Below are 20,443 nucleotides of genomic sequence, written 5' to 3'. Positions count from 1 at the left end.
GGTAGAAAAAGAGAGACAATTGATCCCTTCTACCGAGGAGAGTGTGTGGGAAGGTAGAAAAACAAGATTATTAATCCCTTCTACCGAGGAGAATGTGTGAGAAGGTATAAAAAGAGAGACAATTAATCCCTTCTATTGAGGAGAATGCGTGAGAAGGTATAAAAAGAGAGACAATTAATCCCTTCTACCGAGGAGAATGCGTGAGAAGGTAGAAAAAGAGAGACAATTGATCCCTTCTACCGAGGAGAGTGTGTGGGAAGGTAGAAAAACAAGATTATTAATCCCTTCTACCGAGGAGAATGCGTGAGAAGGTAGAAAAAAAGAGAAAATTAGTCCCTTCTACCGAGGAGAGTGTGTGAGAAGGTAGAAAAAGAGAGAAAATTAGTCCCTTCTAACGAGGAGAATGCGTGAGAAGGTAGAAAAAGAGAGACAATTGATCCCTTCTACCGAGGAGAGTGTGTGAGAAGGTAGAAAAACAAGATTATTAATCCCTTCTACCGAGGAGAGTGCGTGAGAAGGTAAAAAAAGAGAGACAATTAATCCCTTCTACCGAGGAGAATGCGTGAGAAGGTAGAAAAAGAGAGACAATTAATCCCTTCTACCGAGGAGAATACGTGAGAAGGTAGAAAAAAAGAGGAAATTAGTCCCTTCTACCGAGGAGAATGCGTGAGAAGGTAGAAAAACAAGACAATTAATCCCTTCTACCGAGGAGAATGTGTGAGAAGGTAGAAAAAATTCCTTTGAATGAATAGGGTAAAACGAGAACAAAGGTCTTTACACTTAAAAATCTTTTAAAAAAATTTTGGTGATTTTTATTTCGGGTTATGATAAGTTAGGAATATTCTGATTCGAATGAGAGAGAAGGATTTGTAATGAACCATTTACAACAACAGCAACAGCAACAACTTGAACCAATCAGTGAAGGACGGTCAAAGCGATTATTACTTGCCCTCATTTTAGGAACACTATCCGCCTTTGGACCTTTTTCGCTCGATATGTATTTGCCAGCTCTGCCGATATTGGCTGGAGACTTGCATACCACAGCCTCATATGCTCAATTAAGCTTGACAGCATGTATGCTTGGTCTTGCGATTGGACAAATTTTTGCTGGTCCAATCAGTGATATTATAGGAAGGCGCAAACCGTTATTAGTTGGACTTATACTTTATATTGCCGTATCTATTTTTTGTTTAATGGCGCCGTCAATTGAGGCGTTTATTATTTTGCGCTTTATCCAAGGGACGGCAGGAGCAGTTGGAATTGTAATTTCTCGTGCCATTGTTAGAGATATGTATTCTGGTACAGAGCTGACGAAATTCTTTGCTCTATTGACGCTTATTAATGGTGCGGCTCCGATAATAGCACCGGTTGCTGGGGGACAATTGCTGGCATTTACGGATTGGAGAGGGGTTTTCTTCGCACTTGCTATATTAGGTGTCATGAGCTTGTTAATGGTCATTTTCTTCTTGAAGGAAACGTTGCCTGCTGAAAGACGGATGCAAGGCGGGTTAAAGAATACCTTTTCAGCGTTTAAAAAAATTATTAGAGATAGACAGTTCATGGGCTATGCGCTTGCACAAGGCCTGGTCGGGGCAGCGATGTTTGCCTATATTGCTGGATCACCTTTTGTCCTGCAGAATCTATTTAATCTATCGCCGCAAATGTTCAGTGTATGCTTTGCCATTAATGGAGTAGGCATTATTTGTGCCAGCCAGATCACTGGTAGATTAGCCGGCCGTGTAAGTGAAACAAAGCTTTTGGTGGCCGGTTTGGTCATTGCTGCAGCAGGGGGCGTTGGACTTCTTGTAAATATCCTGCTTAACACTGGCCTCTTTGGTGTGTTAATCCCATTGTTTTTGATTGTTTCTTGTGTTGGGATTGTCAATACTGCAACATTCTCATTGGCAATGGAGAACCAAGGGAAGAACGCTGGCAGTGCTTCGGCTCTAATTGGACTCATGACCTTTTTATTGGGCGGGCTGGTAGCTCCTCTAGTCGGTATTGGCGGAGAAGACAGCGCTTTGGCGATGGGTATTGTGATTGCATGTGCAGAAATTGCGGCTTTATCGATATACTTTATCTTGGTTAGAGGAGCAAGGGAATCTACCATCAACTAGAATTTGTATTTGATCTCATGGAGCGAGGAAGTTGAAAATATGCAAAAGAGAATACGATCGTATTTTGATCAGTTTCACCAAACGGTTTGGGTATTGCTAATCGGCACGGTTTTATCTAGAGGCGCTGCTTTTATGACGATGCCGTTTTTAGCGATTTATTTATCGAGGCAGGATCTTCATCCTATTTTCATTGGCTTGACAATTGGCATGAGTCCATTGATGGGTACAATTGGCGGCTTTATCGGAGGACATTTGTCAGATCGCTACGGAAGAAAGCCAATCATGCTCATTGCATTAATTGGAACAGCTTTTAGCTACCTTAGTTTTGCACTTGTCGAAAGCCCGTATTGGTTCATTTTATTAAATGCTGTCCTGGGATTATGTAATTCATTTTTTGAACCAACAGCACAAGCATTAATGGGAGATCTGACAAGTAAAGAAAAGCGTATGAAGGTCTATTCGTTAAGATATATAGCCATCAATATTGGTGCGTCTGTTGGACCGCTTATAGGCGCTTTTCTAGCAATGACCAATGCAAAGCTTACTTTTTTAATCACAGGAACCATTTACTTTCTCTATGCAATCATATTATATATCATGATTAAAAAAGTAACTGCCTCTGCCGTTATTAAAAATAAAACGACATTAAGTCAAGCCTTTAATATTGTTAAAAAAGATCGCGCCTTGCGTTTCTTTATTTTAGGCGGGATTCTTATTGCTATTGGTTATTCTCAAGTTGAATCCAATCTTCCACAGCATTTGACAGATTCTGTTGAAAATAGTGTGATGCTGTATTCAATTTTATTATCTTTGAATGCTATTGTGGTAGTTCTATTGCAATTGCCTTTTTCAACTGTAATGGAAAAGTATCAGCCAATGCAAATGATGGTGGTCGGTTCGATATTAACAATTATTGGCTTATTGAGCTTTGGATTCGCCACAACTTGGACTGTAGCAATTATAGGAATGGTGTTATTTACGTTCGGTGAGATATTATCATTTCCATCCAGCAGCTTATTAATTGATCAGCTGGCAGAAGACCATTTGCGTGGAACCTACTTTGGTGCCTCGCAATTTAGAAATGTTGGCAGTTTTGGCGGACCAATACTGGGTGGATTCCTTCTTAGTCAGGTAGGCGGTGTGATGGCATTTGTCATTATATCCATTATTTGTCTCGGTAGTATCGCATTCTTTTCGTTAGGCAACCGTGTGAATCAAATAAAGGAAACAGAGGATATCACCCTTGATATATGAGCGTTCTAGCATGTTTCATAACTGTTCAGCGTGTAGTAAGAAGTTGACATATTTCTTAATAAAAGAATAAATAAAATCCAGTAGCAGAATGATATTAATGAAATTTATTATCCAGTATTTGGTGAAAGGTGCCATAAGATTGATTTATGTCTCTAAATAATGCAGAATTATTCATAATGAAAATTATGATTGAAGGAAGAATGAAAAAAATTCTTAGATGAATATAGTAACAATTAAATGTAAAAATAATACAAAATATAATGATAGAGCAGTCATCTTGACTGCTCTTCTCTTAAGGTCAAATCGTAAGAAAAAAACTAATGGGAAATTTAATCTAGTTTGCAGAGCGGGAGGACCTCATATAAAAGAAAATCAATGCAGTAAAAAATGTTATAAATAATATTATTAAAAATCCCACAAATATTAAGCTTTGGGGGAGGAGAACGGAGAGTAACATTACAATTCCACCAAAAAACAGGATATATGAAACAGATCTCGATACCTCATTCCAAACGTTGTAAGTTTCTTTCTTTAATGAATTTGTTCTTTCTGAGGCTTTAAGCTGAAATCGTGGAAGAGTATTACCTGTAATGACGAAAACCATGCCAACAATAATAGGTAATAACAGGAGAATATTAAATTGGTTTCCTAGGCCAATATAGATTATTGAGCAATGAAGAATGAGCAGCACAATATTAAGAACTAAAGCAATATATCCTAAACCCTTATCTAAACGTTTGACTACTTCAGAATGCAGGCGGAAGAGTGATACAAATAAAAGGGACAGAGTGGTAATTACCATTGTAAAGGGAATTATAAATAAGACAATGTTTTTTGGTGCATAGTCACTAGGAGCTCCTTCTAAGTTAGCAAATTTAGCTGGAAGTTCACTTGGCAGTTCTTTATAAAAGTAAAAGCTGATTCCAAAAGCCATTACTACAATCAACCATGCAAAGATTTTTCTTATCATTTTATTCCTCTCCTTTATCCTTCTTAAATTGAATTGCCCACTTCATAATATCCTGTACAACGCTGGTATTGAGTGAATAGTATACGTATTGACCCTTCTTATGTGAAAATACAAGTTCTGAATTTTTTAGAATATTTAGATGTTGTGAGATTCCTGGTTTACTCATATTAAAATGATTGGCGATTTCTCCGGAAGTCAAGTCTCCGTCTTTTAACAAGTCTAATATTTTTCTTCTATTATCATCGGAAAGGGCTTTAAATAATTCACCTATTGCCACAATTCTAGTCCCTCCTTTTTGTTTTTATAATTATACCCTTAAATAATTAAGTAAATACTTAATTACATTATATATTTTTTATTTTTTTCTGTCAATAAGTTCCATGATTTAAGATATATGCCTCATGCCAAACAACAAAAATCATAAAATTCAATTATAGATTTAGTGTAAAAACTGGATAAAATGGTATGAAAAAAGACGGTCAATCACCTTGACCGTCTGCAAAAAGCTATTTAGTTCTTAAACTTTATAATCAGATTTTAGGGACTGTTTATCTCCATCAGGAAATATCTCGTGTCCATTAGCGTAAAAATGTTTGAGATGGGAACCCAAAGAAGTGTCGCTATTAATAAATTCCTTGATAAGCAAACTACCGATTTCCTCCTGCAGATGTAGAGGTGGAGAGATAATACTGTCTTCAGGGAATATTTCATGTGCAAGACCGGTATTATGAAGCTTCATTTCTTGTCCTTTATTAAATTGGCTGTAAGAAAATACTGGAATTAATGATACTGTTATTAAAAATGTACATAAAAATTTATTTTTCATTGTAAATACCCCTTATAATAATTTTTTTTGTGCAGAAAAAGCGATTCTATATAGTTTGGCAGCTTCTTTATACTGAAAGTTAGCTTCTAAACTGATAGCCAGCATTTCTGAATATTCCATAACGTAATTCCATTGATTATGATCAATGAAAAAGGTTAATACTTTTTCTTTGATGTACTGTTTATTTTGAATCAAACAATCATAAATTAAGAACTCAAGCATATTGAAGTGGTGAGTATATTCTCCATTATCAGTAATTAATCCCCTTCCTTTCTTTATCATTTCTTTCATCTTATTAATTTGCTTTGTGCTTTTATATTCGCGGGCAAGGCAAAAATAGGTTGTTATAAGTCTATTGATACGGTTGGAGCTATTTTTTAAGCTATTTTGGAAATATGTTATGGCTTCTTGGTGTTTACCCTGTAGGCTGTAGAGGTAGCCCAAATTATGATGAATAATTTGAGTGTAACTATCACTATCCTGATTAATCGATGTTGCTATTTTTATAGCCCTTTGATAATACTCAATTGCTTTTTCATAATTTTTTGTCCTACCTTCATTTATGCCTAAAATAACATAAAGTTTGATTTGCTGAAGATAATCTAAAGTGTGATCTGCGATTTCTAAACTCTTTAATGCGAATTCTTTTGTTTTATGAGTTTTATGCAATTTTCCATTACATAAGGAAAGATAATAAAATATATCACCCAATTCATAATCAAATGTGTCTGAATGTCTTATTACATTCTGAATTTTTCTTAGTGACAGTAACAGCAGTTCTTCTGCTTGGCAGAATCGTTTTTGAACATACAGACTTACTCCTGAGAGATAGCAAAAATAGAAAAATAAATCATCGGACATTGTGGACTGGTATTTTTTTAGATCTTTCAAGTTTGAATCAAGAGCTTTATAATTCTCGATTTTAATAAAATATTTAATATTAAATATCTTAAATTTTAGAACAGGGTAGGTGTCCTGGAGAGAATTGAATAACTTATTCATCTCATTGAAATTCTCATTCAATAGTGATTTTTCCGTATTCGACTTAAGTAACTCATACCAATACCCAATTTTTTTGTCTAATTCATTTTCATCAACATTTCTTAATAAACTTACGCAAATATTCATCTTTTTACATAATAATTTAAGAATTTCTTCGCTTGGATCCATGTTGTTATTTTCCACTTTACTGAGATATGAAGGGGAGCACACTCCTTTGCACAGTTCTTCCTGCGTTAGGTTTGAATTGATTCTGTAGTATTTTATTCGACTGCCAATCATCATAATTCCTCCTTTTTCGACTTGAGAAAGTTTGCAAATTAAGTGCTCGTATCACATTGTTTAATATTGTAAATTTCTCAATAGGATATAACCGGCTTGTATGATAATTTAAGACTATGAACAAGTTGTAAATAGGAGAAAAAATACCTATACCAATTTCTCCGTATTTTTGGTGAAGGAGGTGTTGTATGTATAAAAGCCGTTTTTATCTTCTTTCTCTATGTGCATTTTTCTCTGTTTCAACGTATATTATTTTTCAAAATAAAAATCAATCTCAAAGGAAATATATAGGTATAAAAAATCAAAGACCTTGATTTGGTAAAAAATTTGGTTAAGAGTGATAGTGTGATATTGTCCCTATATTTGGTTAACTATTATATAGTTTCTATTTTTAATCATTAAAGATATTTTTAAAAATAAAGGTACAAGTATCCTTTTTTTTCATACTTTGGGAATAGATTTAATTATATTATAAGCTATTTGTCACATTTTGTAAGGGGATAATACGTAAAAATCGCGTAAATATTCATATGGACATCTATCTATTAAATCTTTGAGTAATTTCTGTCTTCATAAGGGGAGGTAGTAATGTTGTTAGAAAAAAAGATATTGGTAACTGGTGGAAGCCGAGGTATTGGAAGGGCCGTCATTCTATCACTGATTAATGCCGGAGCTAAGGTTGTATTTACATACAAGAGCAACCATGCTTTAGCCGAGCAGCTATGTAAAGAGGTAAACACAGATTCACAGAGATTATTCATGATAGCGGCAGATGCTGTGGACTTTGAAAGTGCTCAAAAAACAGTTAAGAAAGCAAAAGAATTATTGGGTGGCTTAGATGGAATTGTCATCAATGCAGGTATCACAAGAGATAATTTATTATGGTCTATGTCAGAAAATGATTGGGACGATGTAATTGCTACTAATTTAAAAGGTACTTTTAACTATGCACGGGCTACAGCATTCGGGTTTGTAAAACAAAAGGCGGGAAGCATTGTCTGTGTAAGCTCTGTTAGCGGTTTAATAGGTGTCTCTGGACAAACCAATTATTCAACAACAAAAGCTGGACAAATAGGCTTTGTAAAATCCTTTTCAAAAGAAGTTGGAAAATTTGGAGTTACTGTAAACGCAGTTGCACCTGGGTTTGTTATGACAGATATGTGGGATGCTTTAGGAATTAAAAAGCAAGAGCAATTAATTAAAGATATTCCACTAGGTCGACCTGCATTTACTGAAGAAATAGCTGAGGCAATAAAGTTTTTATTGTCCAAGCATGCTAGTTATATTACAGGGCAAACGCTAGTAATTGATGGTGGTTTGAGTGCATAATTACGCATTTTTAATTTATTTTAGGAGGTTTTTATAAATGGAGAAAAATTTAAAAATGGAATTAAGAGAGATTGTAGCCGATTTAATAGAAATTGATGATTTTCAAGATGACGAAGATTTTATTGTAGACCTTGGTCTAGATTCCATGATGTCAATCGAGATAGTTGCCCAGATTGAACAAAAATATAAAATAGATATCTCTGAAGAATACTTAGGGGAATTTCAGACACTAAATGATGTAGAAAGAATTGTGAAGACTTTGATAAAAGATCAATTAGAAACAAACCCGACCGCTAGCGGAGTAGAATAATGGGAAAACGTATTGTGGTTACTGGTATTGGGGTTCTTTCTCCAATAGGAATAGGACACAAGGAATTTTGGGCCTCTTTAGTAAGTGGAGAAATTGGAACATCTGAAATTACGTCTTTCGATACGTCTATTTTCAAAGTCAATCGTGGTGGGGAAATTAAAGGATTTAATCCAGAAGATTACATCCATTCGATTGACAGTAAAAAAGTAGGCAGGACAACGCAATTAGCCGTTGCAGCAGCAAATATGGCATATGAGGATGCCGGACTAGAACACTCCGGATACGAGAAAGAGAACATTGGAGTCTGTATTGGTACTACAATGGGCAACACTGGAATTCTAGAATTAGCTACTGATGCTTATTTGGAGAATAAAACAGAATTGATATCATCTGAGCTCATCGGCCATTTTCCTAATTCATATATATCAGGTGCTATTGGTGAGGAATTGAATTTGGAAGGACCTTGTATTACGATCCCGACTGCTTGTGCTGCAGGAAACTATGCAATTACTTACGGAAGGGACTTAATAGAAGATGGGGATGTAGAAGTAGCTTTAGTTGGAGGGTCAGATGGTCTTTCTAGAGCATGTTATACCACATTTCATAGATTAGGTGCAATTGCTCCCGAAATTTGTCAGCCATTCGATAAAGATCGGAAAGGGATGATGGTTAGTGAAGGAGCGGCTGTAATTGTATTAGAAGAGCGAAATAGGGCTATTGCAAGAGGGGCAACAATCTATGCAGAACTACTAGGATGCGGTTTATCCTGTGATGCTCATCATCCAACAGCTCCCCATCCTCAAGGATTGGGTGCAATTTCTGCAATAGAAAAAACATTAATTGATGCAGGAATTGATAAAGGTGCTATTTCATATATCAGTGCACACGGTACGGGTACTAAAGCAAATGATGTCATAGAATCCATTGCAATAAGAGCCGTTTTTGGTGAAGCAGCTGATAGTATCCCTGTAAGCTCAATTAAATCAATGCTAGGTCATACCATGGGGGCAGCCAGCGCGATTGAAGCTGCTACATGTGCACTTGCCATACACAATAATTTGATTCCCCCTACGATGAACTTTAATGAGCATGACCCGGAGTGTATTCAAAATGTAGTTCCTAATCAAAGCATTTCTCAAAAAGTAGACTATACTTTGAGTAATTCATTTGCATTTGGAGGAAATATATCAACGATAATAATGGGGGCAGTCAAGGATGCAGGGTAATCATGAACCAATTGTTATTACAGGAATTGGCGTAATTTCTCCATTAGGGATGAGTCCCGATGCTTTGTGGTCATCCTTTGAGGATGGAAAAAATTGCCGGACTATTGAAAAATATAAAGATAATTTTGGAAATGAATATTCTTACTGGACTAATAAAATCAAAGATTGGAACCCACAAGATTTACTGGGTAAACGAGGCCTTCAATATTTACAACCTAGTACACAATACTTGATGGGGGCTTCAATGCAAGCTTTACAAAATGCTAGTCTAAATCTAGAAGAGTTAAAATCTGAGGACCTGGGTGTAGTGATCGGTAGTAATTTTGCTGGCATGAAAATGACATGGGAATATGATTATACAGCCAGAACACGGGGACCTAAATATGTAAGCCCCATGCAAGCACCAAATACGTTAGTTAATTCTCCAGCTTCTCATCTAGGATTAAGAATTAAATCAAGGGCGTGCAATACTACTATTTCTTCTGGCCAATGCGCCGGTTTAGATGCAATTGGCTATAGTAAGAAAATCCTTCAAAAAAACCAGGCAAAATATGTACTTGTTGGAGGAACTGAAGAGATCAATTCATCTATTTCTTGGTTTTATAAAAACTCAGGTTTCCTTAGTGAAGATACGAACAGTGACACAGGAATGCCATACAATGAAAAAAGTGACGGAATTGTACCAGGAGAAGGGGCAGCAGTATTGATTATGGAACGTCTTTCAGATGCTAAAAAGAGAAAGGCTCCTATCCTCGCTGAAGTCTGCTCCTGGTCAAGTGCATTTACAAAAAAAGATAGTTTTGGACAGAGAATTGGTTTGGATAAAGCAATAAAGAAAGCTATAGATAAAAGTGGCCGTACCACTGAAGATGTTAAATTGATTTTCTCCTCTGCCAACGGGATTCCACATATGGATTTATCAGAAAAGTCTGCAATCGATAAAGTGTTTTCTAATCAAACTGTGCCTATAAGAAGTATTAAAAGCATGTTGGGTGAGTTAAGTGGTGCAAATGGTCTTTTTCAAATGGCTGCTGCGGCAGGTGCATTAAAAAGGAATAAACTTCCTAGTGCTGAATCTCCCCAAAAACTATATGGAAGCAAGCTAGGGGTGGAGGCAAATTCAAACCATTGGGAAGCTGCTTCAATCAATGATTGCATTTTATTAGTAGAGCAAGATTACTTTGGTTCTTCAAGCGCAGTTATTATAAAGGGTGTTTAACTTTGCACCCTTTATTTCTTGAAAAGGAGAATACATATGAAAAATGAGTACTTATTTGATGAAATCAAAGAATTGTTACCACAGGATTATCCCTTTATTTTTATAGATAAAGTTATGGAAATTATGCCTGGAGAGAGGATAATTTGCAGAAAAAACATTTCAGGAAATGAGTGGATGTTTCCTGGTCATTTCCCAAATAAACCTATATTTCCGGGTGTTTTGCTTATAGAAGCAATGGCACAAGCTAGTATATTACTGTTTAAATTAAGTAAGCAAAATACTAATGAAGATAATAATTCAGAGTCATTTCTTTTATCGTCAGTTAAATCAAGGTTTCTGGAAAAAGTCATTCCAGGAGATCAAATTGAATTGACTTGTGAAGTGACAAAAATGTATGAATCTGCAGCTATAATAAAAGCTTTAGCAAAGGTGGATGGAAAGCCCGTTTCTAAAGCTGAGCTTACATTTGCAGTTCAACCTTAATCCAGCATCGATAGATTGGATGGAAAGGAGAGAATAGAATGGAGCCAAATAATCTACTTCATTTACTTGAGAATAATCTTAATGAAAGTAAAGGAATTACGTTTATAGACAAAATTTATGATCAGCATATTACATATAGCGAAATCTACAAAAAATCTTTATTTATTTTAGGTTACCTACAAAAAAAAGGGTTAAAACAAGGTTCAGAAGTTATCATTCTAACAAATGAAGTTAATGTATTTGTTTATATGTTCTGGGCGTGTATAATGGGAGGCTTTATACCAGTCCCCATAAGTGCAGGTAACACCAATGAGCATAAATCAAAACTTCTAAAAATATGGAATCAGATGAATAGTCCATATTTATTCACTGATTATAAAGGCAATAGAATACGGAACAGTATGTCAGTCAGAAATGAGTTAACAACCGAAGAAAGAAAGATCAAACTCCGAACAATTTATTTTGAAGATGCTGAAAATCACACAATAATGGGGCAACTACATTATGCTAACCGTTCTGACATTGCATTTATTCAGTTCTCTTCTGGTTCTACTGGTGATCCTAAGGGAGTAATTTTAACGCATGAAAATATTTTAACAAATTTAGAGGGTATTGTTGATGCTGATCCCTGCCGTTGGGTAAACGATAAATTCTTTAGTTGGATGCCATTAACCCATGACCTTGGACTAATTGGCTTCCATTTAGCGCCAATAGCAGCAAATATAAACCATTGTCTAATGCCGACAAATATGTTTATTCGTTCACCTCTTAGTTGGCTGAACAAAGTCCAAGAGTATAAGGCAACGGTATTATCCTCACCTAATTTTGGTTATAAATTCTTACTCGATCGATTTAAGGAAGAGAGAAACAAAGACCTTGACTTGTCTAGTGTACGGAAAATTGTAAATGGTGCTGAACCAATTTCTTATGAACTTACACACAGATTTTTGACAATATTTTATCCCTATGGTTTAAAACAAGATGTGATGGTCCCTTCCTATGGTATGGCAGAAGCTGCAGTGGGAGTAACTTTCCCTGTTGTAAATAATGGTTTATCTCCTATTCATTTAGACCGTAGCTCACTAAAAGTAAATTCCGAAATTGTAGAACTTTCGTCTGCTAGCAGGACTACCACTTCATTCGTTAGTTTAGGGAAAGCTATTAAAGGAACAATGATTCGGATATGCGACGAATCTGACAATGTTTTGGAGGATAAAATAATTGGTCGTGTGCAACTTAAAGGAAAGAATATCACTAGGGGTTATTATAATAATTCAGAAGCTACAGAAAAGGTAATAAATAAGGATGGATGGTTAATTACAGGTGATTTAGGATTTATAAAGAATGACCAGTTAATAATCACAGGTAGGGAAAAAGATATCATTTTTATTAATGGCCAAAATTTTTATCCACATGATATTGAAAAAACAGCTGAAGGTATAGATGGCATAAATCTAGGGAAATTTGCTGTTTGTGGGGCTTTCAATGAGGTTCTTCAGAAAGAAGAAGTGATAGCCTTTGTTTTGCACAGGGGAACTCTAGAAGATTTTATTTCACTTGGCTTTAAGGTAAAGGAACACCTTAATCGCGAATTAGCTATTGACCTTGCTAGTATACTGCCAATTAAGCAGATTCCCAGAACGACAAGTGGTAAAGTGAAAAGATATATATTGGCTCAACAGTATCAAAATGGAGAATTCTCCATCTTAAGTAAAAAGGTAAATGAACTCATAAATGATAAAAAATCCTCCCGACATATTGTTGCACCTCATAATGAAATAGAAGAAGAGCTTATTCAGTATTTCAAGGAAATTCTCGGACAGAACGAAGTTAGTATTAATGATCATTTTTTTGAAATGGGAGGAAATTCACTAAAAGCTAGCCGGATTTTAGGATTAATACATAAAAAGTACAACATTGATATGACATTCGAAGAGTTGTTTTCTTTACCTACAGTTCACAAATTGGCAACCTATATTCAAAGTGCAGAAAAAAATAGCCAATATTCAAATTTACCTTCAGCTAAGGAAAGAGAGTATTACCCTTTAACACCAATGCAAAGAAAAATTTATTTTATGGAACATTATGAAGGTATTGGTACTGCCTATAATGTAACAACCTTCTTAAAATTAGAAGGCAGATTTCTTGAGGATAAGGCTCAGTCTGCATTCCAAAGACTAATTGATCGTCATGAATCACTGCGCACAAATTATCGAACAGAGAATGGTGAACTTCGTCAAATTGTTCATAAATCCAGAAAAGTCAAGATAGAAAAAATAGGCACTGAATTTAAAGATAATTTAGAAGATATCCTAATTCAACCATTTAACCTTGCACTTGACCCTTTAATAAGGATCGCTATCTGTGAAATTAATTCGAATGAGTTTATATTAGGGCTTGATACTCACCATATTGCTGCAGACAGAATCTCTATGAATAAGTTAATTTATGACTTTTTAATTTTATATCAGGGTATGGATTTGGCACCCCTACCAATAACATATAGAGATTTCTCAGTATGGCAAGAAAACTCTAAAAAAGAGAATCAATATCAAGAAAAAGAGAATTACTGGAGGTGTATTTTAGAGGGAGAACTTCCAGTAATAGAGTTTCCTTTAGATTATATGAGACCCAATATACAGAGTTTCCAAGGAGAAAGCCTTTCGTTTTCTGTCAACGGTATATTGCTTGAAAGATTGAGAACACTCGCGCAAAGAACAAATACTACTATGCATATGGTTCTGCTTTCAGCCCTTCAGGTACTTCTCTCTAAATATACTGGGCAAGAGGATATTATCGTAGGAACTCCTATGTCCGGAAGGTATCACCCAGATTTAGAGAATATCGTAGGTATGTTTGTAAACACTTTACCGATTAGGGGTTTGCCTGAATCCAAAAAAACATTTGTAACGTTTCTTAACGAAACAAAAAATCAAACGATACAAGCACTTAAAAATCAAAGTTATTCTATAGATGAAGTTTTGAATGATTTATCTTATATTAAAGACCCCAGTCGGAATCCATTATTTGATATAGTTTTTGTTATGCAAAACATGGATTCAGTTTCATTAGATATCAAGGGGCTCAAGATAAACGAAGTTCCTGTACGTACCAGTTTTTCTAAATTTGATTTGACACTTGAAGCAATTGAATATGATGAAAATATTCAGTTTAATGTTGAATATTGTAGTGACTTATTTAAACAAAGTACAATCAACCGTTTAATTCAACATTTTAACAATGTCTTGAAAGAAATATCTACAGACCCTGTTAAACTTCTGGCAGATATTAATGTTCTGAGTAAAGAAGAGAAGGAAGAGATCCTATTTCATTTTAATAATACAACTAGAAAATATCCTAAACATAAAACCATTCATCAATTATTCGAAGAACAAGTAGAGAAATCACCTAATTCTATAGCACTAACCTATAAAGAACAAACACTTACCTATAAAGAATTAAACCAAAAAGCTAATAATGTTGCCTCTTATCTCTTTCACCAAGGGCTAGGGAAAGGTGACTATGTTGGTGTTTTTCTCAATAGAGGTTTTGAAATGATCGTTGGAGTGTTGGGAATTCTGAAAGCTGGTGCAGCATATGTACCACTTGATTCTAATTTGCCTAAAGAACGGCTCGATTATATTATTCACAGTCTAAATATAAATGCATTAATAATAAATGATGAACATGAAGAAAAAGCTAAGGAATTGGCTGCACGACAAAAGCTTCTCACTAACTTAGTTAACCCAAAGCATGTAAGGGACAACAGTTTTTCATATCAACTATTAACTAATGTCACTTCAGAGGATTTCGCATATGTGATTTTCACTTCTGGATCTACAGGTGTTCCTAACGGGGTTAGAGTTAAGCACAACTCAGTGGTGAACTTAATTGATTGGTTTAATAGAGAATTCACTATTAGTTCTACCGACCGAATATTATTCCTGACATCACTTAGTTTTGATTTATCTGTTTATGACATATTTGGGATACTTTCAGCCGGAGGTTCAATTAGGATTGCTGCAGATGAAGATCAGAGAAATCCATTAAAATTACTAGAATGGCTAAAAAATGATTCCATTACACTTTGGGATTCTGCTCCAGCTGCTTTTGGACAATTAGTTCCATTCATTCATGAATCAACAAGTAATACACTTAGATATATTTTCTTAAGTGGAGATTGGATTCCATTAAGTACACCGCAAATTATAACTGATGCATTTCCTTCCGCAGTTCTTATTAGCCTAGGGGGGGCAACTGAAGCTACTGTATGGTCAAACTATTATCCAGTAACAAAAGTAATGTCAGAATGGAATAGTATTCCTTATGGAAAACCAATACAAAATGCTCAATATTATATTCTTGACCAAAACCTTCAACCATGCCCAATTGGGGTTGCAGGTGAACTATATATCGGAGGAGATTGTCTTGCTGACGGATATATAAATTCGCTGGAATTAAATAAAAAACGTTTTTTACCTAACCCTTTTATCCCTATCTCAAGAATTTATAAAACTGGGGACAAGGCGAGGTGGTTTGAAGATGGAAATATTGAGTTTCTCGGAAGGTTAGACTTTCAAGTGAAAATAAGAGGTTATCGGATTGAACTCGGTGAAATCCAATCCGTGCTTTCCATGCATCCAGATATTAAGGAAGCTCATTTATTAATGATAGAAAACAGACAAGCAGAAAAATCATTATGCGCGTACATTCTTTCTGAAGAAAAAATTCATCCATCTAATCTGAGAAGTTTCCTTGCAGAAAAGATTCCAGAATATATGATTCCATCTTATTTTATTATCTTAGATAAATTGCCAGTAACACCAAACGGTAAATTGGATAGAAAAGCATTGCCTCAACCTAATACTTCCAATGACTTAGGTCAACAATATTTTGCACCTAGTAATGAAACAGAAGAGATTCTAGTATCTATCTGGGAAGAGTTATTAGGAGTTGATGGAATTGGAGTTAAAGATAATTTCTTTGCACTCGGAGGGGATTCTATTAAAGCAATTCAAGCTGCAGCCCGCTTGGATAAATATAACCTTAAGATGGATATTAACGATATCTTTAAATTCCCAACCATTTCCCAAATCAGTGAACATGTCAAGAAGAATGTACGCGACATAAACCAAGGCGCAGTAACAGGTGATATAAACTTAACTCCGGTTCAAAAGTGGTTTTTCTCGCAGGATTTTAAAGATAGTCATCACTTTAATCAAGCTTTTCTTATTAAATCTAAGAGTGGGTTTGAAACAGAGCGAGCCCAACTTGTATTTAATCGACTTTTAGAACACCACGATGCTCTGCGTATTGGCATAAAAGTAACAAAAAAAGGTAGAAAGTTATTTAATCATGAATTAATGGTTACATCACCAGAAATAATTGTCTATGATCTTACAAGTGAAAAAGAACCAGAAAAGATAATTAGTAAGAAGGCAGAAGCAATACAAAAGGAAATAGATTTATATAATCCTCCACTTATTAAATTAGCTCAATTTAATACCAATAATGGAGCGTATTTACTCATTGTTATACATCACCTGATTATCGATGGCGTTTCTTGGAGGATATTATTTGATGATTTTATTCAAGGATATAAAAAAGCCATTCATCGTCAAGAGATAGTTTTTCCACCTAAAATGGATTCCTTCCAAGCTTGGTCAAAACAACTCGAAATATATTCTGAAAGTATGGCTTTAAAGAAAGAGCTTCCTTATTGGAAACGGATAGAAGATTGTATATCAACACCACTTCCAAAAGATATCCAGAGTGCGAACAATAAAAACAACTCATCCAGAATCGTCGAATTCATGCTCGATGAAAGTTACACTGAAAAACTTTTAAAATATTCAAGTCAGGCATTTAATACTAGTGTGGAAACAATTCTCTTAACCGCATTAAGTATTTCAATTTATGATTGGGCTCAAGTTTCAGAGTTGTCCATAAATCTCGAGGGACATGGAAGGATGAATATTGGAGAAGATTTGAAAATTGATAGAACAATTGGATGGTTCACATCAATATACCCTGTTCTTATAGGAATCGATCCTGATAGAACTAGAAGTTATCAAATTAAACAAGTGAAAGAAATACTTACAAACGTGCCAAATGGTGGTATTGGATATGGACTTCTAAAATACGGGATTCAATCTTCACTAGAATGTCAATCTTCTAGAAAGGTAGAACCGGAAATTAATTTTAATTATCTTGGTCAATTTGACCATGAACTTGAGGGTGAAGACATTACCCTCTCTTATTTACCACTTGGTTCCACTGTAAGTCTCGAAGCCAAAAGACAATTTTCAATAAATATTAACTGCTATGTTAAAGATAATCAGTTTGTCATGATGCTTGAATATAGCAGTAATGAGTACTTGAGACAAACAATGGATTATCTAGTAAACCAATATAAATCTTATCTACTGGAACTTATTGATTACTGTATAAATGCTGAAACAGAGTTGACACCTAGTGATCTAACTTTTAATGAATTTGATATAGATGAACTAGATAGTTTTATTCAGGAAATTGCTGTTGGATTGGCAGATGAGGAGTAAATAATTATGAACCAAAAATTTGAAGTCCAAAATATATATCCTTTAACACCTTTACAAGAAGGTATTTTATATCATCACCTAATGGATAACACCTCCAAGTCTTATTTAGAACAAATGGTGTTATCTATAAAGGGGGTAATTGAACCTCATATCTTGGAAAGAGCTCTTCAACTTATTATAGATCGTCATGAAGTGCTTAGAACAATATTCAAATCAAAAAAGCTGGAAAGACCCTTACAAGTTGTTCTGAAATCAAGAAAAGCAAAAATCAAACATGAAGACTTTTCACATCTTACTCTACAAGATCAAAAATCAATTATTGAAAAATATAGAACATTAGAATTGGAAAAAGGGTTTGATTTATCAAAAGAACAGCTATTTAGAATAACTGTTTTAAAAGTTAATGAACATGAGTTTAAACTTTTGTTAACATTTCACCATATTATTTTAGATGGTTGGTCAGTAGCGATACTTCTTGAAGAAATGATGAAAGCATATCTATCCTTATCCAAAGGTATAGATATATCTTTCGAAAAAACATACCCTTTTAGCTCCTTTATCTCATGGACAGCTAAACAAAATTCAAACGAGGCGAGCACATATTGGAAAAACTATTTATCAGATTACGAAAACCCAATTGATTACTTAAAACCGCCTTACAAAAATGATTCTTCAAAATACTTAGCTGAAGTTATTGATTTTGATTTTGGTAAAGAATTAACCCAATCACTTAAGAGCTTAGCAAAGAAAGAAAAAGTGACTCTAAATAGTACAGTACAAGCATTATGGAGTCTTTTGCTACATTGGTATTCTCAATCTAATGATATTTTGTTTGGTTCAGTCGTTTCAGGTCGACCTCCTGAGTTACCAGGAATTGAGCAAGCGGTTGGAATGTATATAAATACGGTGCCTGTAAGGATAAAAATTAATGAGGATACTTCATTTACTTCACTAGTTAAGGCTATACATAGTGATGGATTAATGAGCAAGCCTTATGAATTTTATCCATTATATCTTAGTGAAAATAAGAAGAATTCTAACCTTCCCTTGGTTAAACATATCCTAGCATTTGAAAATTACCCATTAGATCTTGAAAGATTAAAAACAGAATTAAACTCTACTTTTTTAATAGAAGATATTGAATTTCATGACCAAACCCATTATGACTTGAATGTTGTTGTGTTTCCCGAAGATAATCTCAAAATCAGAATTTCCTTTAATGCTGCAGTTTATGGTACTGAATTCATACTAAGTTTAAAACATCACCTTGTTCAATTAGCAAAGAATACATGTGAAAACCCAAACAGAAAACTCGGTGCGATTTCTCCATTATCAAAGATAGAAAAAGCTACTATTTTGGAACATGGTAGTGGGAGTAAGGCAGCTTATCCAACAGATGCTACAGTACATGAAATGTTTGAGATATTTGCTGAAAAATATGAGTGTAAAACTGCTGTGAAATTCGGTGAACTGTGTTTGACTTATCGTGAGCTAAATAGAAAAGCTAACCAATTAGGAAGATTTCTAAGAGTTAAAGGAATGGAACATGGAGATATAGTAGCGATAATAGCTGAACGTACTCCTGAAACCATCATTGGAATGCTCGCAGTTTTAAAAGCAGGAGGGACTTATCTGCCAATAGATCCTTCTCTACCAGAAGAAAGGGTTCTCTACACACTTGAAGATAGTAGAGCCAAGTATCTTATTGGAAAAACTAGTGAATTAAAAGGCTTTAAAGGTATTTTAATTAATAATAGAAATTCTAAGATTTTAAAGATGTCTAATACTAATCTCAAAAATATAAATAAACCAACTGATGTAGCTTATATAATATACACCTCTGGAACGACCGGGAAGCCAAAGGGAGTTATGGTGGAGCATAAAAACATAATAAGACTACTTCATAATAGTAATTTTAAATTTAATATTGGATACGAAGATACTTGGACATTATACCATTCTTTTAGTTTTGATTTTTCTGTCTGGGAAATGTACGGTGCACTTTTATATGGTGGAACATGTGTCATCGTTCCAAAAGAAACTGCTCAAGATCCTAAAGCATTTTTAAACCTCCTTCAAAATGAAAAAGTTACAATCTTAAACCAGACACCTTCTGCTTTTTCTCACCTTATTGAAGAAATAAATTCTCGAGAAGGGACTAGTCTTAGTATTCGTTACATCATTTTTGGAGGAGAAGCCTTAAAACCAGCTATGCTTAAAGAATGGAAACGACAGTATCCTAATGTCCGGCTTGTTAATATGTATGGCATTACTGAAACAACAGTTCATGTTACTTATAAAGAATTACTTGAGCATGATATTAATCAAAACATAAGTAATATTGGAAGACCTATTCCCACTAATCATGTGTATATATTAAATGAACAAAAAGAACTCTTACCTATTGGAGTTCCCGGTGAGCTTTATGTTGGAGGCAAGGGTGTAACAAAAGGTTATTTATTTCGTACAGAATTAACAGAACAACTCTTTGTAGATAACCCTTTCAGAGAAGGGGAAAAGATGTATAAAACAGGCGACTTAGTGCGGATGCTGGCAAATGGTGACCTAGAATACCTTGGTCGTATAGACCATCAAATTAAGATCCGTGGTCATCGCATTGAACTTGGTGAAATTGAAAACCAATTATTATCTCACCCTAATATAAATGAGGCCACTGTACTTGCTTATCAAGATCATAATGATACTAACTTTTTATGTGCTTATTTAGTCACTGGGGAAAAGATATCCTCTACTGTAGTCAGGAAATATTTACATGAGTTTTTACCAGATTATATGATTCCTGCTCAATTTGTCTCTTTGCCTTCACTGCCACTTACATCTAATGGGAAGATTGATAAGAAGGCATTG

The 20,443-nt window shown here is 34.7% G+C and carries 13 protein-coding genes; 9 read left to right on the top strand and 4 right to left on the bottom strand.

What is annotated here, in order from left to right; genetic code table 11:
- The first annotated feature begins 872 nt into the window (after window positions 1-872).
- On the top strand, window positions 873-2,117 hold the full coding sequence (locus tag J2S17_RS27710; RefSeq protein WP_307480380.1) for a multidrug effflux MFS transporter: 1,245 nt from the start codon (window positions 873-875) through the stop codon (window positions 2,115-2,117).
- Between the two features lie 39 nt (window positions 2,118-2,156).
- A complete protein-coding gene (locus J2S17_RS27705) occupies window positions 2,157-3,371 on the top strand; it encodes an MDR family MFS transporter (RefSeq protein ID WP_307480377.1) in 1,215 nt (404 codons plus the stop codon).
- 334 nt (window positions 3,372-3,705) lie between these two features.
- Here the strand turns inward: J2S17_RS27705 and J2S17_RS27700 are convergent, their stop codons facing one another.
- From J2S17_RS27700 to J2S17_RS27685, 4 genes are all read right to left on the bottom strand, one after another.
- Entirely contained in the window at window positions 3,706-4,341 is a 636-nt protein-coding gene (locus tag J2S17_RS27700) for a DUF1648 domain-containing protein (RefSeq protein ID WP_307480375.1), read from the bottom strand.
- 1 nt (window position 4,342) lies between these two features.
- Complete coding sequence (locus J2S17_RS27695; protein ID WP_307480383.1) at window positions 4,343-4,612, bottom strand: autorepressor SdpR family transcription factor; 270 nt, start codon at window positions 4,610-4,612, stop codon at window positions 4,343-4,345.
- A 246-nt stretch (window positions 4,613-4,858) separates the two neighbouring features.
- A complete protein-coding gene (locus tag J2S17_RS27690) occupies window positions 4,859-5,167 on the bottom strand; it encodes a hypothetical protein (protein ID WP_307480373.1) in 309 nt (102 codons plus the stop codon).
- A gap of 12 nt (window positions 5,168-5,179) precedes the next feature.
- Window positions 5,180-6,448, bottom strand: coding sequence for a helix-turn-helix transcriptional regulator (locus J2S17_RS27685; protein ID WP_307480372.1), 1,269 nt, complete (start codon window positions 6,446-6,448; stop codon window positions 5,180-5,182).
- A gap of 588 nt (window positions 6,449-7,036) precedes the next feature.
- Here J2S17_RS27685 and fabG point away from each other — a divergent pair.
- From fabG to J2S17_RS27650, 7 genes are all read left to right on the top strand, one after another.
- Window positions 7,037-7,777: a 3-oxoacyl-ACP reductase FabG gene (gene fabG / locus J2S17_RS27680; RefSeq protein WP_370875142.1), complete on the top strand. Its 741-nt coding sequence runs from the start codon at window positions 7,037-7,039 to the stop codon at window positions 7,775-7,777.
- Window positions 7,778-7,814: 37 nt separating this feature from the next.
- Window positions 7,815-8,087, top strand: coding sequence for an acyl carrier protein (locus J2S17_RS27675; protein WP_307480366.1), 273 nt, complete (start codon window positions 7,815-7,817; stop codon window positions 8,085-8,087).
- On the top strand, window positions 8,087-9,313 hold the full coding sequence (locus J2S17_RS27670; RefSeq protein ID WP_307480364.1) for a beta-ketoacyl-[acyl-carrier-protein] synthase family protein: 1,227 nt from the start codon (window positions 8,087-8,089) through the stop codon (window positions 9,311-9,313). Before J2S17_RS27675 ends, J2S17_RS27670 begins: the two co-directional genes overlap by 1 nt.
- Complete coding sequence (locus tag J2S17_RS27665) at window positions 9,303-10,532, top strand: beta-ketoacyl-[acyl-carrier-protein] synthase family protein (protein WP_307480361.1); 1,230 nt, start codon at window positions 9,303-9,305, stop codon at window positions 10,530-10,532. The genes J2S17_RS27670 and J2S17_RS27665 overlap by 11 nt, the downstream gene beginning before the upstream one ends.
- Before the next feature lie 36 nt (window positions 10,533-10,568).
- Window positions 10,569-11,015: a 3-hydroxyacyl-ACP dehydratase FabZ gene (gene fabZ / locus J2S17_RS27660; protein ID WP_307480358.1), complete on the top strand. Its 447-nt coding sequence runs from the start codon at window positions 10,569-10,571 to the stop codon at window positions 11,013-11,015.
- 38 nt (window positions 11,016-11,053) lie between these two features.
- The gene (locus tag J2S17_RS27655) at window positions 11,054-17,575 is read left to right on the top strand and encodes a non-ribosomal peptide synthetase (protein ID WP_307480355.1); all 6,522 of its coding nucleotides are present in this window, start codon (window positions 11,054-11,056) and stop codon (window positions 17,573-17,575) included.
- A gap of 6 nt (window positions 17,576-17,581) precedes the next feature.
- Window positions 17,582-20,443: non-ribosomal peptide synthetase (locus J2S17_RS27650; RefSeq protein ID WP_307480353.1), on the top strand; the 2,862-nt coding region annotated here is incomplete at its 3' end.

The sequence above is a fragment of the Cytobacillus purgationiresistens genome (genome assembly GCF_030813235.1).
Classification (GTDB): Bacteria; Bacillota; Bacilli; order Bacillales; family Cytobacillaceae; genus Cytobacillus; species Cytobacillus purgationiresistens.
The sequence above is the reverse complement of the archived record's forward strand: the minus strand, read 5'-3'. Positions and strand labels throughout refer to the sequence as shown.

Coding starts and splice junctions, on each gene's coding strand:
- J2S17_RS27710 (WP_307480380.1), top strand. CDS start 873: ATGAACCATTTACAACAACAGCAACAGCAACAACTTGAACCAATCAGT.
- J2S17_RS27705 (WP_307480377.1), top strand. CDS start 2,157: ATGCAAAAGAGAATACGATCGTATTTTGATCAGTTTCACCAAACGGTT.
- J2S17_RS27700 (WP_307480375.1), bottom strand. CDS start 4,341: ATGATAAGAAAAATCTTTGCATGGTTGATTGTAGTAATGGCTTTTGGA.
- J2S17_RS27690 (WP_307480373.1), bottom strand. CDS start 5,167: ATGAAAAATAAATTTTTATGTACATTTTTAATAACAGTATCATTAATT.
- J2S17_RS27685 (WP_307480372.1), bottom strand. CDS start 6,448: ATGATTGGCAGTCGAATAAAATACTACAGAATCAATTCAAACCTAACG.
- fabG (WP_370875142.1), top strand. CDS start 7,037: ATGTTGTTAGAAAAAAAGATATTGGTAACTGGTGGAAGCCGAGGTATT.
- J2S17_RS27675 (WP_307480366.1), top strand. CDS start 7,815: ATGGAGAAAAATTTAAAAATGGAATTAAGAGAGATTGTAGCCGATTTA.
- J2S17_RS27670 (WP_307480364.1), top strand. CDS start 8,087: ATGGGAAAACGTATTGTGGTTACTGGTATTGGGGTTCTTTCTCCAATA.
- J2S17_RS27665 (WP_307480361.1), top strand. CDS start 9,303: ATGCAGGGTAATCATGAACCAATTGTTATTACAGGAATTGGCGTAATT.
- fabZ (WP_307480358.1), top strand. CDS start 10,569: ATGAAAAATGAGTACTTATTTGATGAAATCAAAGAATTGTTACCACAG.
- J2S17_RS27655 (WP_307480355.1), top strand. CDS start 11,054: ATGGAGCCAAATAATCTACTTCATTTACTTGAGAATAATCTTAATGAA.